The 15,193-nt window shown below is 47.7% G+C and carries 20 protein-coding genes and 3 pseudogenes; all 23 read right to left on the minus strand.

From position 1 onward, the window contains the following. Positions 1 to 861: 861 nt before the first annotated feature. Positions 862 to 1,143: a hypothetical protein gene (locus tag O3W44_RS21695; protein WP_269294804.1), complete on the minus strand. Its 282-nt coding sequence runs from the start codon at positions 1,141 to 1,143 to the stop codon at positions 862 to 864. Positions 1,144 to 1,424: 281 nt separating this feature from the next. After that, complete coding sequence (locus O3W44_RS21700; protein WP_269294805.1) at positions 1,425 to 1,658, minus strand: crAss001_48 related protein; 234 nt, start codon at positions 1,656 to 1,658, stop codon at positions 1,425 to 1,427. Positions 1,659 to 1,887: 229 nt separating this feature from the next. Further along, the gene (locus O3W44_RS21705) at positions 1,888 to 2,103 is read right to left on the minus strand and encodes a hypothetical protein (RefSeq protein ID WP_269294806.1); all 216 of its coding nucleotides are present in this window, start codon (positions 2,101 to 2,103) and stop codon (positions 1,888 to 1,890) included. A 281-nt stretch (positions 2,104 to 2,384) separates the two neighbouring features. After that, complete coding sequence (locus O3W44_RS24730; protein WP_331283457.1) at positions 2,385 to 2,507, minus strand: hypothetical protein; 123 nt, start codon at positions 2,505 to 2,507, stop codon at positions 2,385 to 2,387. 118 nt (positions 2,508 to 2,625) lie between these two features. Continuing rightward, on the minus strand, positions 2,626 to 2,727 hold the full coding sequence (locus O3W44_RS24735) for a ParA family protein (protein WP_331283458.1): 102 nt from the start codon (positions 2,725 to 2,727) through the stop codon (positions 2,626 to 2,628). 347 nt (positions 2,728 to 3,074) lie between these two features. After that, positions 3,075 to 3,215 carry a colicin immunity domain-containing protein gene (locus tag O3W44_RS21715; RefSeq protein WP_269294807.1) on the minus strand — a complete coding sequence of 47 codons (141 nt, stop codon included), beginning with the start codon at positions 3,213 to 3,215 and terminating at the stop codon, positions 3,075 to 3,077. 532 nt (positions 3,216 to 3,747) lie between these two features. Then, positions 3,748 to 3,954: an S-type pyocin domain-containing protein gene (locus tag O3W44_RS21725; RefSeq protein ID WP_269294808.1), complete on the minus strand. Its 207-nt coding sequence runs from the start codon at positions 3,952 to 3,954 to the stop codon at positions 3,748 to 3,750. Between the two features lie 243 nt (positions 3,955 to 4,197). Further along, entirely contained in the window at positions 4,198 to 4,488 is a 291-nt protein-coding gene (locus O3W44_RS21730; protein ID WP_269294809.1) for a hypothetical protein, read from the minus strand. 788 nt (positions 4,489 to 5,276) lie between these two features. Beyond that, positions 5,277 to 5,432 (minus strand): hypothetical protein, encoded by a 156-nt coding sequence (locus O3W44_RS21735; RefSeq protein ID WP_269294810.1) that lies wholly within the window; start codon positions 5,430 to 5,432, stop codon positions 5,277 to 5,279. 200 nt (positions 5,433 to 5,632) lie between these two features. Then, positions 5,633 to 7,687 (minus strand): annotated as a pseudogene (locus tag O3W44_RS25145) (Dam family site-specific DNA-(adenine-N6)-methyltransferase). Further along, a complete protein-coding gene (rdgC, locus tag O3W44_RS21765; protein ID WP_269294982.1) occupies positions 7,677 to 8,540 on the minus strand; it encodes a recombination-associated protein RdgC in 864 nt (287 codons plus the stop codon). Before rdgC ends, O3W44_RS25145 begins: the two are co-directional and overlap by 11 nt. Positions 8,541 to 8,959: 419 nt before the next feature. Beyond that, a pseudogene (locus tag O3W44_RS21770) lies at positions 8,960 to 9,399 on the minus strand (helix-turn-helix domain-containing protein). Beyond that, positions 9,396 to 9,705 (minus strand): annotated as a pseudogene (locus O3W44_RS21775) (type II toxin-antitoxin system HigB family toxin). Before O3W44_RS21775 ends, O3W44_RS21770 begins: the two co-directional pseudogenes overlap by 4 nt. An 86-nt stretch (positions 9,706 to 9,791) precedes the next feature. Then, positions 9,792 to 10,112 carry a hypothetical protein gene (locus tag O3W44_RS21780; RefSeq protein ID WP_269294814.1) on the minus strand — a complete coding sequence of 107 codons (321 nt, stop codon included), beginning with the start codon at positions 10,110 to 10,112 and terminating at the stop codon, positions 9,792 to 9,794. Positions 10,113 to 10,162: 50 nt separating this feature from the next. Beyond that, on the minus strand, positions 10,163 to 10,591 hold the full coding sequence (locus tag O3W44_RS21785) for a hypothetical protein (protein WP_269294815.1): 429 nt from the start codon (positions 10,589 to 10,591) through the stop codon (positions 10,163 to 10,165). 67 nt (positions 10,592 to 10,658) lie between these two features. Beyond that, on the minus strand, positions 10,659 to 11,291 hold the full coding sequence (locus tag O3W44_RS21790; RefSeq protein ID WP_269294816.1) for a baseplate protein: 633 nt from the start codon (positions 11,289 to 11,291) through the stop codon (positions 10,659 to 10,661). Continuing rightward, positions 11,284 to 11,790 (minus strand): hypothetical protein, encoded by a 507-nt coding sequence (locus O3W44_RS21795; RefSeq protein WP_269294817.1) that lies wholly within the window; start codon positions 11,788 to 11,790, stop codon positions 11,284 to 11,286. The genes O3W44_RS21790 and O3W44_RS21795 overlap by 8 nt, the downstream gene beginning before the upstream one ends. A gap of 4 nt (positions 11,791 to 11,794) precedes the next feature. Then, a complete protein-coding gene (locus O3W44_RS21800) occupies positions 11,795 to 12,304 on the minus strand; it encodes a hypothetical protein (protein WP_269294818.1) in 510 nt (169 codons plus the stop codon). 150 nt (positions 12,305 to 12,454) lie between these two features. After that, positions 12,455 to 12,934, minus strand: coding sequence for a hypothetical protein (locus O3W44_RS21805; protein ID WP_269294819.1), 480 nt, complete (start codon positions 12,932 to 12,934; stop codon positions 12,455 to 12,457). Next, positions 12,931 to 13,074 (minus strand): hypothetical protein, encoded by a 144-nt coding sequence (locus O3W44_RS21810; RefSeq protein WP_269294820.1) that lies wholly within the window; start codon positions 13,072 to 13,074, stop codon positions 12,931 to 12,933. Before O3W44_RS21810 ends, O3W44_RS21805 begins: the two co-directional genes overlap by 4 nt. Then, a complete protein-coding gene (locus tag O3W44_RS21815) occupies positions 13,067 to 13,981 on the minus strand; it encodes a phage tail protein (protein ID WP_269294821.1) in 915 nt (304 codons plus the stop codon). Before O3W44_RS21815 ends, O3W44_RS21810 begins: the two co-directional genes overlap by 8 nt. Before the next feature lies 1 nt (position 13,982). Beyond that, on the minus strand, positions 13,983 to 14,423 hold the full coding sequence (locus O3W44_RS21820; RefSeq protein WP_269294822.1) for a hypothetical protein: 441 nt from the start codon (positions 14,421 to 14,423) through the stop codon (positions 13,983 to 13,985). 555 nt (positions 14,424 to 14,978) lie between these two features. Next, the gene (locus O3W44_RS21825; protein ID WP_269294823.1) at positions 14,979 to 15,191 is read right to left on the minus strand and encodes a hypothetical protein; all 213 of its coding nucleotides are present in this window, start codon (positions 15,189 to 15,191) and stop codon (positions 14,979 to 14,981) included. Between the last annotated feature and the right edge of the window lie 2 nt (positions 15,192 to 15,193).

Genomic DNA, 15,193 nt, shown 5'->3' on the forward strand with positions numbered 1-15,193 from the left:
TATGCGTTTGCCCAATGCGTTGTTTTCACGTTCAGCCTCTTCTAATTTTATTGCATTCGCCTGCTGCTCTGCATCGAGACGGACATACTTTTGCTCAGCCTCTTCTCGACCTTGCTTTGCCTGCTTAACATTGAGTTTGAGCAATTCATTTTCTTGCAGCGCCGAACCTAATTCTCGCCGGTTTGTTTAATGGTCCGGCTTGAATCGCAATAGTTTTCACCTGCGAGCTGTAGACGACAGAGCCACCAAGCACAGCAATGATTGCGCTATAGCCACCAGCACGTACCGCTTGATGTTTTTAAACGTTCCCAGCGTCATCCGGGCTGTTTTTTAAATAACGCCCTGTCACGAGAAACCCCTTTAAGCGCGTCCTGTCACGGCTGCTGGTGTGATCGACTTATAGCCGGTCCCATTGCCGCGTTGTCTTTCATCGAATCCAGTAACGAATACCTACGGCGTTAGTAAACGCTTTTTTTGCTGTATCGACGGATTGTTTACCTGTGAAGTGCTGAGTTTGATCAGATTCGCCTTTGCCTCTGTAAGCGATTTTGAGCGTGTTTTTTCAGTTCAAGGCTTGCCGTTACCGGGCGTGAGGCGGGGTATCGTGGCTCACGGTGGCTACAGCGCCCGCCGTTCCGCTCACCTGATTGAGACGCTCCACCAGCATAAGCCGCACTTGCTCATAAAAACCGTATTGATCTCACCCCAATGTTTATCAAATCCGCAGTGCTAACAATTGCCAAACCATCGGCCATTGCCTTTACGATCACCGAGTCAGCAATTGCTGTTACCAGTACGGGCGACTGTGTATCGGGCAAACTTTCACCCTTCAGGTAACAGCGCCCTAGCCAATGCTTACGTTCAGCAATTCAGAAGGTGACTGAACTTAACGAAGTACGACGCAAAATCATTTGTCGCTGCGCTGACAGCATCGAGCACGGCAATGGCATCCGATATTTTGGTTACAGACGGAGCAATGTTGCCCGGATAGGTCAAACTGGGTAAAACAACTGCCGCCAGCGCCGCTGATAATGATTTGGCCTGGCTGCTGGTGCTGGTGGCCAGAACCACTGAATCGGGTGGCCTAAACCCGGTTTTATTTAGCTGCCGATACGCGGCCAACTGGTTATCGTTATCAAGCATCAAGACACCCCTCAACCAGCGCATCACCGGTCGCTACCAGAACCACAGGAAACAGGATCATCGACACACACAACTCCTTTACCGTTGATTGACCACCACGGGCGCGTGCTTATTGCTGTACCCGCGTGGACTTCATCGCCGTTTGTGTGCTCTGCGAAGCGTTGCCGTCCACCATCACTGGTATACCGTTGATAGTGAGAGCGACTCGCCATCAACGTCCGAGCGCGGCGGAAAATCACCATGCCCGGAACAAACTGAACCCTTGATTGCGATGATTGGCATTAATCCACCTGTTTGCCTTGCTCATTCGTTCGCTCAATACGTTTCTTAAGCAGGTTGAGGTAGTAATTCATTATTTCTAACTGGATATCAAACAGGGTGCGGTCATAGCTACTCATCGCCGCATATTGAGTGGTGGCAGTAAAGGCGCTCGCTTTATCAATACGGTTTTTGAGTTCAGTGCGTTCTTCGCACATACGCTGAACGAATGGTGGAAGTTCTTTGATACTTGTCACTTTATGGCCTCGCTTTGGTTGAATGCGAGCTACCTTAGCGAAAGTGAGTTTACCGATAGAAGGTATGAAAAGAGAAATGTAAGCACTAAATAAAAAGCTCCATTTAGGAGCTTTTTGTACCAATTTACACCATAAAGGAACCACAACGGATTCAATAAGGCGTTACTTTGTTCCTCTTTTCTCTGCCAGTAGAAGCAAGGCATGACGGATCATGTTCAGCTTTGAACGGTTATGCTTTGCAAAGTTCATCCAACACGTTGTATTCATATTCATTGAAGGGCACGCGTATAGATTTAAAGTCGCGTGATGCGTCTTTATTTAATTCTGCCGGGGCAGGCTTATCGCCGGGATTTAAATCAGCACCAGCGGCAAAGGCTTCAATTTTCTTTTCCAGTTCAGGATCAGTTGCTGTGTTTTTATCTTCGCGAGAACGTGGCTTAACCATTACAACAACTCCTTAACCAGTAACTGAATCTCGGCCTTAGCCTGTGAGTTATTCATCTCTACTACACCTTTCCTTCAGAAAGGGCATCACGATAAATCTTTCTGTCACGGATGATCGTGCGCATTAATTCCATTTGCGGATACCAGCGAGATATTCACGCGCTTCTTTGGTTTCGTTGATAACCGGGTTTGACGGAGCCATCGTTATCGTACGCAGACACCTAGGCGAAGGGTTCATATCACTAGCGGCAGTAATCAGTTCTTCCATACGCGGCAGCGGATCTAAATCTGCCTGAGAAGGCTGAAGGGCACCAGCAAGATATCAGCAGCAGTCATGCCGGTGCGCAGTTCGCGACTGTCACGGCCAGCAGTATCGACAACAACAATTTCGTAGCGTTTGGCCATATCAAGTATGGTTTCACGGATATTGTCGAATTTCTGGATCGAGTGAATTACGGTAGGCTTTCATTCTGGTTACGATCACGAATCCAGCGCGAAGCGGTTCCTTGTTTATCGGCATCAATCAAAGTACATCTTTGCCCTGACGAGCCAATTCGGCGCTGATATTGCAACTTAGCGTCGATTTACCACAACCACCTTTCTCATTTCCAAGCAGTACAATCATGGCACCATTCCTGTGTAATTTTAGCATCAAGTTGGTACAAATTTAGTGCTACCAGATATTCCGGTCAATCATTACCGTCTCGCTGGAAAGAAATAACCTCATTTTGTACCTTATTGGTACAAATTCGGTAAAGTTAATAAGCATCCGCTTTACTACCTAAAAGGCACCAAAAGGTGTTAAAAGCCCGCATGTGCGGCTGCAATTAGAAGAATGTAAACGTGATGTCAGTTGTTAACTTTCCAGCAAATTTTTACACGCTTGAGTTCCTCAGCGTCAAATTCAGAGTAATGTCCCGTCGTCTCTGGATTGTACTGGTCAGCTAAACAGAAAGAGTGGATAGCTTTTCGTTAGAGAAGCACTTGGTCTTTTGATAAGGCACCAGAATCACGTTCAGCTTTCCATTTAGCTTGATAAGGATCGGCAAATTGTTCCGCTGAAATCTTACCGGCAACGAAATCTTTGGCAAATTGTAATAAGCTCTGGCTCATCTTAGTTTTCCTGTTTTGATATAAAAATCATATTGGTTAGTCTTGAATGGGTCCAGAACCCAGCCCGAAATAAACATCCCATCCCTTATCAACACAACAACGCGCAAATTTTTTGGATTAAAATAGACTTTAGAACCTTCAACTAAGGCGTAAGTACCTTTTCAACAGTTGAGGGGTCTTCCAGGTGCGCATCAATTGCGTCACGGAATTTAGTCAACGTTTCACGGTTTTTTCTTAGTATCGCTAATGCCAAAGTCCGGGGCATGTTTATACTTCCGATCCAATTGCTTACGAGTATAAATACCATCATCGAGACTATCCTGAAGCATGACATACATCGGCTTAGTTTAACTCTTCAAACACCAGAATGAAGTCATTAAAATCCGGCTCATCACTTAGTGGATATGAAGTAACTTTCCAGGTCTATATCAGGAACGTTCGGATTACCAGTATTGGTCCCACCACAACGTGGTTTACAGGATTAACCAATGGTGGGAAGGCCACCAGCTCCAGGGCACTGTTGCGGGAGAAACTAGAATAGTGCGTGATGGCAAAGTGTCTGTTGCGGCACGGTGTAACCATATAAACCAGTTACTGCATCTTTAACCGCTTTTACAACGCGAATAGAAGTTGGCTTTTCGGTTCGTACCAATTCAGTATTAAATTGATCGTTGTCATAAAATACACGACCACGAATAGATGATGTTACGGTTCCACCTTTATTCAATGCTGCTTTCAAAGCATATCATCGGGAAGATTAAGTACGGCTGGGTCTAGCACGGTCGAAAAACATATTAATATTATTGCGCCCTGGAACTTGATCACTGCCTTCTCCAGCGCCAGGTATATAACCAATTGCGGCAATTAAAGCACCCATACCCGTTCCGACGGCAGCAATACCTAAAGCTCACTACGACAACGCTTCGAACGAATGACCAGCTGCCGTAGCAGCACCCGAAAGAGAAATTGAACTAAACCTGTTTCAGCGAAAGCCGTTGGGGTGGTGGACGCACCTATAGCCGCAGCAGCGCCGCTTAACACTGAAAACATTTGGTTCTTCAAGACGAGACTTAGCAGCTTCAATTGCGGCGGCTTTAGTTGCTGCTTCAGCCGCAGCTTTCGCTTTTGCCTCAGCCGCAGCTTTCCCTTTAGCTGCCGCTTCTTGCTCGGCTTTAACGCGGGCTTCTTCTGCCGCCTGGCGAGCTGCTTCGGCTTTTCGTTTGGCTTCTGCATCTGCTTGAGCTTTACTTAAGCGTTGGTTTGCAGATGCCAAATCACTTTGAGCTTTATTTGCGTAGCCCTTTGTGTATTAAGGTCGTTGTTTAAAGAAGTGTTTTGGCTTTGAAGCGTAATGATTTCAGACTGTAAAGCGTCTCTTTCATTGTATCGGGGCCATTAAACACGTACATATAATTCATGGGCACGACGCAATTCAGCTACGCTTCCATCAAATTGTACGTTTTCTCATACGTTGCCAGTTCTGCTTGTAGTTGATTAACACGTGCCTGTTTAGAGGCAATAGCTGAGTTATTATTACTAATCTGAGAGCTATCTGAGTTCACTCTCGGTTGAGATGCATTGATGGTGTTTGTGGCGTTATTTACATCACGTTGTGCAGCTTCAACAGGATGAGCTGCGTCCCATTCTGCTTGCTTACGTTTAGCTTCCTCTTCTGCTTTGCGTTTAGCTTCAGCTGCAGCAGCTTCTTCAGCCGCTTTTTTGGCAGCAGCAGCAGCGGCTGCTTTTACAATATCTAATTGCGCTTGTACTTGCGCCCGTGCTGAATTTTGCGTGACTCTTCGCCATTTTTCCAGTTTATACGTGATGATGAAGCCGGACGTGAATAAAGACTTACGCTTGTGATGTTATTATTTCCATCAACGGTAACTGTATAAACATAACCATTAACTACGGCACGATACCCGTTAGTAATCTTCGCTGTTCCGCTTGTACGAACATTACCGTTACCGGCATTCCCATTAGACCCATACAGAGAATCATCATTGACCCAATGAGGGGCCATCATTGATGCTAATGATTGGATGGCCAGTGGAGTCATAGCTAATTGGTCGGCTTAACGCCATCCATTGACCAGTAGCCATTGCCACGACCTGCATTACCACTTGAACCAGAACCTGTATTTACACCACCTGTAGGACCGCGCCCACCACCACCAAAAGCGTTATTGTGGGCATTGTCGCCTCCATTACCAGACATAGAAATTCCTCATAAAAATTATTAACAAAGCTGCAACTTAACGCAGCCTTCGCATACTAATATGAAAAACATCCTCATGTAAGTCTATTTATCTAATTAATTTTTATGTGGATTTTGATGGTATAAAAGAGTGTCAATTTGGTTCCTTTTTAGTGTTGGTTTGGTGCTTTTTTGCAATGCTTTATTTTCACTACATTCACTTAAAATAAGGCTATGATGTCATCTGCATAAGCCTGCGTGCTTGTTTTAGAACTGATATTTCGGCGGGCACGTAGTGGGTTAATTGTCAGTCCGTGATCCTTGTACAGTTCGATAATCAATGCCGAGCTACTATTTGTGATCACAGCCTTAGCCCCGCGCTCACAAGCCGCTTTAAGATGAAGCACTAACGATTCCTGATCGGCCATCGTAAATTTGCCAGTCGCGTATGATGTAAAACCCTCAGTTTTCGGCATTGGCTGATAGGGTGGATCGCAGAATATGACATCACCGGCACCCGCGTGGCTGATTGTGTCTCCCAAAGGTGGCGTGAAGGAACTCAACCTTTGACGAACGTTCAGCGCATGTGTTCAGTTCAGTTTCTGGCAGGTAAGGGCGCTTGTAGTTCCCAAACCCTACGTTAAATTCCCCTTTCAGGTTATAGCGCATTAAACCCTTGTGCAGTGGCGGTTGAGATAGATGAAATCGGCGGCGCGCTCCAGTGCGGACATAGTGAAGCGCATGTCATTGAACTTCTCACGAGCCATAAGGAACGACAGTTGTGTATTGCCAGTTTCAAACCGGTCCTTAATCATCTTCAACAACTGGTCAGGGCGCTCTTTAATCATGGTGTAAGCGGTAATCAGATCGCCGTTAAAATCCGCACATAAGTAAGCCGGGTAATTTAAATTCATAAAAACTGAGCCACCACCAACGAACGGCTCAATCAAGCGCGCGCCACCGGGCATATGCGCAGCTATTTTATCTAGCTCGCTGAATTTGCCACCAGCCCATTTAAAGACAGGACGATTAACTGCAACACAACTAATTTTTTGTTCCTTATTGGTTCCGTTTTGGTGTTGAATTGGTGCTGTTATGATTCCTTTATGGCGTTCTTTTGGTGCTTTATTAGTGTCAGTTTTCATCGCATCATTGCTCATTATGTATCGTCAATTCTTTTCCTAGCCATCGCATAACCGGCACGGGCCATGCTGTTGCCAACGGCTTTTCATGCGCGGCGCATCAGGGCACAGGCGGGCATCTTTACCGCGCCAGGGAATCAGGGTGTGTCCAACCGGGAAACCCTGAAGGCGTTCATATTCAACGGGCATCAACCGGCGCAGTGTTAGCTGTGGTAGCTGATGGACAATGAACGTCTCTGTATCAAAAGTCCATACGATTGCCGTGTGCAGTGAGCGTCGTTGTGACAGGTATAGGCCCACTGCAATTACCGCCTCCAAAAGCTGTTAAACCGCCGTCGTGCTGTTTTGCAGCGCCATCTTGAATAATGCTGGCAGATTGCGCCTGCGCTTCACTGCGCGCCCGTGAATGCCCTTGCAAGCTTTCGAACTCAAAAAGTAGCGAGGCGGGATCACACTCGTTTCCAGCACTTGCCACAAGAAAGACTCTTTTACGTCGTTGGGCACTCCGAAGTGTTGGGCATCAGTACGCGCCGGGCGAGGCGGCGCTGTGGTCCATAAACACAACCAGCGAACGGCCAGTTTGCAAAGTGCTTACCTGCTTTCTTGCTCCAGCTCCAGTAGGCGTTGCGCTTGCCGTGTTCAGGTCGCTCACCAGGTTCAAATTCTTCATCGTCTCCAGCCAGCGCGGATAAAAGATTGCCGTAGGCGTTGTCATGCTGACTGAACACGCCGGGCACGTTTTCCCACACGATGATGGCTGGTGACTTTCCTTCACGCTGACGCACGGTGTCGATTGCATTGGCTAACTCCACAAAGGTCATGGTTAGCTGCCCACGGGCATCTTTAGCCCTTTACGCAGCCCTATAATTGAAAAGGCTTGGCATGGTGTGCCGCCCACCAGCAAATCCGGCGCAGGAATTTCACCGGCAAGTACGCGCGCCGGTAATGCGGTCATGTCGCCCAGGTTTGGGACGTTTGGCCATCGCTCTTTCAGGACGGCTGAAGGGAATTTTTCTATCTCTGAAAACCAGCAGGCGTGCCAGCCTATTGCTTCCAGGCAAGCGTTGCAGCTTCGACGCCGCTGCATACTGATCCATAGGTAAATGCGCTGGAGGCTGGTGCGTTAGCTGACATTGATTACCTTCGAACCAAAACGCTCAACAGCGGCATATATAGCTTCTTCCCGATTTACGCACTGGTCAGAAAGCATCGTGCAACCCTTGCCGCAGGCGAAACTAACATTCCATTTCAACATTCCGGTCATATCTGCGCCTTTATCGCGGCGCGTCGCGTTAATCGCCTCTTGCTGTTTTGCAGTTAGCTTGAATAAATGGCTACCGACAGGCTTCACTTTCGCCCCCAAACGCTTCCAGAGCATCAGAGATAATGGTGCCAGGGTGTCGCACATCAGGATGAAATCGGCTTCAGCACGCGCCAGCTTATCCGCGTCCTCATCTACCGCGATATCTTCGTTCCGGTCTTTAAAGGCGTCAGGGAATTCAATCCGCTTGAATATGAGATCGTCAGTCAAAGTAACTTCAGTCAGGAATTCCCCGGCGTGACATATAGCCAGCGAACAAACGAGACGCCCATCCGAAAGCGATGATTCCAGGGTTTCGCTTCCTACTGGTTCCTTTTTGAAAGTGGCGGTCGCGCCTGATTCAAGAATGCTCATTACTTTGGCAGAGGTGCTTTCGCCCATTTCGAAAGGTACTGGCGCACGCTGTTGCTTGATCCAGTCAGTCAGTTCTAAGGCTGGTGGATTGACGGTCATGATTGGAACAACCGGCAGACTGCCAATCGACTTACGCAGCAGGGCGAGCGCATTTTCCGCGTTACGCGGGCTTGTGGTATCTATGACGATTCGAAGGCGCTCAAGGTCAATCCAGATCTGAATAAAGCTGTTACGGGTGAAGGCACGCGGCAGAAGGGTATGCAGCACTTCGTCTTTTAGCGTGTCTTTTTCCGTTTTTTCAGGCGACGTGATTGTTCTTGCTCCAGCTTATCAACGCGTGCGTCCAGGTTTTCTTTACGACTGGCGGCGGCATGATCTTCTTTTGGGTCTGAGCCACCAGCAGAATGTTTTGCCTGTAATGTAGCAAAACTGATTGCTGTCTTTAGTGATTGGACGCCAGCCAGTACGGGACATATCTTGTGCCCCGCAGAAGAAAGGGATAAGCGGAAAGTAATTCGTTCAGCCTGCCGAGGTTGATAGCGTCATCACGCCTGAGCGAGTAAACGCAGGCATTTTTAAAAGAGTAAACAATGGATACGGCTCCAGTGATGTCTATTATTCTAATGATATATTAGATAAATATACATACACAGCCTTTTATCTTTATCACGGGCCATACGGTAGACATAAAAAACCCGCGCAATGGCGGGTTTATAAGTGGGAAGAAATGATCAGGCGTGCTTGGTTGAGTGAGTGCTTTGCTCATTGAAGGCTTCAAACGGCAATTTAAACCGCTCTGCAAGTCTCGCTTTGTGTTTGTCCGTAAGTACGCGCTCACCACGCAGAATACGGCTTACATACGAACGCTGGCCAATCTCATCCACAAATGAAGATTGTGTCAGCCCATGCTGATCCATCAAGACACGTAGCAGGGCAACGCCGTGAGGCATTTCTGCAATGCGCGCGTTGAACTCAGCGAACTCAGGCGCGTTATCTTCATAGCGGGCCACCTTTTCTGCCAGCAAATCTACCAGCGGGCTATCAGGTCATGCTCGACAAGATACTCCACCAGTTCAAGCGCCTGTTCGTAATCTTTTTTTATTGGTACTGCCCCCAGAAGAGGGACAATTTTAATCAGGTTATTTGTTGCCTGAATGGCTTCGGTAATCATTCTTTACTCTCCCGATACTTCTTAACCAGCTTGTCGTATTCCGCGTGGGTAACTATGTGCTTTATGAAAATCTTGCCTCGCTCAAAGTCTGCAAAAACATAATTCTCAGCTTATTGCCACCAACATCAATCACCCACCACTTGTTCCTGTACTTCATCCGGTCAAGGCTTGGAAACTGTGCCTTCAACTCGTCTGGATTCGCAAAAATTTCGCCTTTTAATACTAGGTAAGTCGCATCCAATGCTGTTGCATCGTTTGGAAAATCTTCTGCCGCTTCCTTGAACGGCCCCTTGAGATAACGTGCATTTTTCCTCAAACGTTCCAACGTGGAAACATAATAGCGTACTTTTTCATGTTTCCAACATGGAAACATGAATTATTTATGACTTAGGTCAAGATGCTTCAGAAGATTCGGATGAATGAGCATTTTTTATAACAACGTTCATAGTCTCGCGTATCAATTCATCGCTTATCAATAGAGACTTTGGATCGCCTTTCAGGAGACTATTTGCAGCTTCAAGTCCAAGAATACTAATTATTTTTTCACGCCAGCGTTGCGCTTCTTGCCTTTCTTCATTAGTAAAAAGCTCAATTAAATATTTTTTAAACTGTTCTTCCTCAAAGGTTAATTCAGAAGACAAACCATTGATATCATTGATTAATTTATTAGATCTCAAAACAAGTGTCAAAACACCACAATGGGTTGATTTCAACTTCTGAGCAAATTCTTCGGTTTTTTTCTCAAGAATTAATGTTTCCGTGTTTAAAACATTTCTCCGCTTTTCAAGGTTTTCAATATTTGCTTCGGCGTTAAGTTTTTGAATCTTGCATCTGCTAACTTTTTCCCTACTTTTAGTCTTGCTAATTCCTGACCTGCTTCAGAATGTGCGGTAAAGATAGCTGTTAGGTTAGACACAAAAGCATTCATGCCAGGCATAAGAATGGATAAAAGAAAACCAGTCATAACAGGTACGATAAGGTATTGAGTATATAACCAATCTTGCCCATAGATAGCTTGTAGTCTTTGCTCAACAGGCACATTAGACATGAACAGCAATGCAATGTTAGACCAATTATAGGCAACCCAAGAAGTTGCAACATAGGCTGTAAAAGCACCGTTGAAACGGTGAGAAAAAGTTTCTTTAACATGGTTCACTGCATCATTAGCAGCATCTTTAATAATCTCGCTCATAACTCCTCCTACTGATAATTGATCGATGATACAACAAGGTAGTGAAATCATTTGAGCGAGAAACTTTCTATTTAGCCCTTTTCATATTAATTTTGTCAGCCATAAATTCCATTTCTGCTGCCTTAAATGACATTTTTCCACCAGCTTCAATTTTCGCGTCACCGGCAGTAATAATCGTAATAGGGCCGGTCGCGTTCACATAGGTTTGCCCTTCGCTCATAATGCTGACGTTGCCTTTATCATTAAATCCAATCGTCGTACCGTCTTCAGTTCGTGTCATAGAGTACGCGCCGGTTGCAGTGCGCATGATTAACACGCCGTCGCGATTACTCACCATATCCGCTGTAGGACTCATTGTCGGGGCTGGTGGCGCGCCGTCCTTATCTGGTGGCTGATATTGTTCGCCTACTCCAGATGCCTCTGACGGCACGTTCGGCACTCCACCCGCCCAATCCTGCGCGGCTCCGACTATCATCGGTCGGCGGCTGTCACCGCCATAAGGAAATTCAACCCATACAAGATCGCCGGGCTTGGTTGGCTCAAATGAACGGTCTAGCCGCAGCATGTACTCTGCCCACGGTAGCGCGTCGTCGCCCATTTCATCCCAATCAGCCAGGACGCGAACCTGCGCTTTCATTTTGTTGCCTTTTGCCACTGTTGCGATCACCACGGCACGGCGCTTGCCATCAATCTTATGCACTGACAACAACTCCTAAAATCATGCGACAAAAATATGCGCGGCGGTCTTCGTGGTGCGTCACGCTCATGATGATCATCTTCTGTGGTACAGACTCATCCAGCCCACTTTCTGAGTTGTAGCGATGAATAATAATATCCAGCACCATTCCCACGGTTAACGCCTCGTTGCCTTCGCATTCAGCGTCAATTTTGGGTATGAGGGCATAGAGACGATTGCGGAGGTTTGCGCGGTCGGCATTAGATACCTGTTTAACCGGATAGGACGGATCGCCCACGGAAATAAACCCTTCGGTTTCGCTGTATCCCGTAAACCGAAAACGCACTTTACTCAAAAAGGTTTCGTCCTGGTTGATCGCGCTAACCTTGATAAGCGTTCGCGCCGCTTTAGGATTGTTCATTTCATAGGTGAAGGCAGGCTTCTGACTATAGAGCGACGCCAGCAGGCGCATATTAAGCGTACCCCGTGCCAGCCAGGTTCGCGCTCCATGATCTATAGCCATTTCATTAAGCACGCTGGTGGGCTTTTTGGCCCATATTCAGGTGATACGTGACCAGTCGCGGGAATCCATCTGGCAATAATTTCACGCCTGAAGGTATCAGCGCCTTGAGGATAGTCAGCGGCTGCTTGTCTACGAAAAACGCCGGTTTGTTAGCTGGCTGGCAGAGAATGTAAAGCGCCTCTGGCACAAGGTTAAGCATCAGCACGTCGCCGCTGTATGGTGGGGAAACTACAACCATCGTTTCTGCCCATGTCTCGCCGTTTTGGTCTAAGCCGCCGCCCATCTTAATGATTACACGCGAACCGGCCTTCAAACCGATTTCATTGGTCACGTAATTGCTAACGTCTCGGATTTTTAGTTGCAGGATAGGCGAACGGACGTTCATCACTTCGATATAGGAGGACGTGGTAATCATCGGGCGCGGAATTTCAATCTCTTTCTTGTCCATGATCACATGCGCGGTTTGCAGAAAGAGCTGGCTCATTTGTTGCTTACTGGAGTCTTTATTAGCCATGCTGCGCCGTCATCCCACTTGAGTACAGTCCTACGCGGTGTGTTACCGCGTTCACAGCCAGCGCGCGTACAACGTCAGCATTTATTGTCAGCGTGACTGAGGCGGCATACAGGCGGTCTGTGGCCGTGGGGGCCGACATATCGGACCAAATCAGATCGCGGAGTCGGTAAAGGTGCAATCCAGATCCACGGTCGAGTTTGCCAGCATCACCGGCACACTGAATGACTGGTGAACCGCAAATTTGAGGTGCATTGAAACAGCGTTAAGCATCAGCGATAACGTTTCTTTCTCAAATGCCAGCGCGGAAATTGTATAAGTCAGTGCCGCCTGCGAACGGTCAAGTGCCGCATAGGTTTTCCCGTTACCATCTTCAATGGTTTCCAGCTTCAGGCTGGCGCGAGTATCTCGCTTCTGGTCGCTGGTGGAGTAAACGACGTCATAGGATCGGCTAACATTGATTATTGGCAGGGCATCAGTGCTTACTTCCGGCGCTTTCGGTCGCCCACGCGAGCGGCGCAGCATCTGAAGAAATTCCACCAGCGAATCGAACTTACCCACGACGACACGCTTAGCCGGGGCGCTTTCAATGAATCTGTTATATGCCGTGTTTTCGGTGCCTACGGTATTCACGCAGGCAGTATCAAAATGCGGCTGACGTAACTGGCTGCTGCACCATCGACTTCATGGAAGCCGCTCACCTCATATTCGCCGGTTGGCTCAAGGTGGATTTCTTTAAGACTGGCAAGAAGGCTGTTATTGAGGTTATTCACTGGTTGCCTCCATTACGGCGTCATAATTGCGCGCAGGGATGCAGTAATACAGCGAACCTACTGACGCGGTACCATAGGTAAAGATACGATGGACATACCACCAGCTACGTGACTCAGAGCCATCCGCCAGGGCTTCATTCCATTCCAGAATTGAACCAACTGGCACAAAGGCGCGAATGATCGGGTGATCGGCTTCCTCGTCGCTGTTGGCATCGATCACTTCCAGCGGCGGGGCGATACGTAAAATCAAAACGTCATCTATGCCACCATCCAGATCGCCGTCATTGTCTGAGGCAGAAAATTCAGGGCGTTCGTCCGGGCAGTCCAGCACTGCCACTTTTACCGGATCGCCATAAGTCAGGGTTTTCTGATTAGTATTGATTTCGGTGTATGCCGGTTCGTCATGGTCATCGCCACCAGCATCGGGATCGGTTTCGGTTGCGCTGGAATCAGTTGGTACATAAAGCAGCGCATCGAAAGCAAACGGATCGGCAGCAATAGCGAGTTGCCAGTCTCGGCGTACAAGGTCATTAAACAGGGCATGACCAGAATAGCGGGCCTTCATGGCTGTTTGCGGTCGGCTGGCAATGTCAGCAGGTAATGTGGCTTGCGTGGTGACTTCGCTGGTTGTAACGCCTTCTATGCTGTCCTGCTCGCTTACTGGCGCACTTTCCTCACTCAATAAGGTAAATGCGGCAGAGGTTGAATCTGGCGCGCTGGTGGCGCTATCTGGTTCGGTATTAGTAGTCTGTGGTTTATTTTGAGCTGTATTGGTTCCGTTTTGGCTCTTTAATGGTATTAAAGTGGTGTTATTTTGGTTGCTATAAGGTACAGAATTAACCTCAATTGGTGCATTCTCAGGTAACGCTGCTTCATCGTCGGTAAAGAAACTGTCAAAACGTCCCATATTAATTGCCTAATTTACTTTTAACGTGTTCAAGGTAAGCGCGACGAGCTTGTTCCGGCGTTTTTCCAGCCATTACCTGCGCGTCTATGAATATTTGCTTTTGCATTATCAGCGTATCGGCCAGTTGCTGTTTGAGCGCGTCACGTTCGGCTGTAGCTTCCTCCAGCTTTCTTTGCGCGGCTTCGCGGCGGGCCTGCTCTTTTTTGGGTAATGGTTCGCGCTTTGAGTAATTGCTTACGCGTCTTGGTAAGTTGCTGCTTGTCAGTCGCCTTAAGCTTCCCGGCCAGTGCGTCCAGACGTGCCTGGTAACGATTAAATTCGGCGCGAGCGGCTCGCTGATTAGTCTGACTCTTACGGTTACGATTGAGGCGTTTAATTTCATCGTCCGTAAAATATTCCGTGGTCTTTTTGGGATCGTCTCCGTAATGCTCGCCAGCGGCATTCTTCCGCAACGTCATCAGCACGCGACTTTGCCAGCCTGAACCCTGCATACGGGTAAGGGCATGAATAATGTGCTTACACGCAACGCCTTCCAGCGTTGGGTTTTTTAACTTGGGATAGACGTACTCTTTTGGCGGCGCAATTTGTGAAATTGCCAGCGGTCGCGATGTAGCGATACCAGTATTGATAGCGCCCGCAATTACAGTTGACTGATACCCGATCCTTCACCATTTTCTTCGCAATGCGTTGCTGCGCGCCTACGTCATTACCGGCTGCGTCTTCTAATGCTTCGTCCCATGTTTCGAACCGGATTTCAACGCGGTGATTCTTGTGAACGGATCGCTGTGACGCGGTAACGTCAATCAATGCGACGTTATGGCGCATCCTTTAAAGGCCGCACTGGTAATTCCAGAACCGTCATCAACATTGTTATTTGCACGCTTAACGTCAATGCTGCGTGAGTTGGCCACCAGTTGCGCGTGAGTGATACCAGTCTGAGTGCCGGTGTATTGCTTTCGTACCTGTTTGCGGTTTCGTTCGAACGATTTAAGGTCGTCTATGGTAAAAAGGTCCCGACCTGCTTCTTGCCCAGCTTCAGGATTTCATCCAAATTTTTATTCTTCAGTACGGCTGGCGTTAACTGCCTGGCTTTCTGGCGGCGACGTTTTTGCCGGTCCTGATGAATGGTGTCAAATACCTTGTCGAACTGCTTTGGGGATAAACCTTGCGTGACATACCGGCCAAACCGGTCTTTCTCAAAATCTGCCATTG

Source organism: Pantoea sp. LMR881 (genome assembly GCF_027157825.1).
Lineage (GTDB): Bacteria > Pseudomonadota > Gammaproteobacteria > Enterobacterales > Enterobacteriaceae > Pantoea > Pantoea haifensis.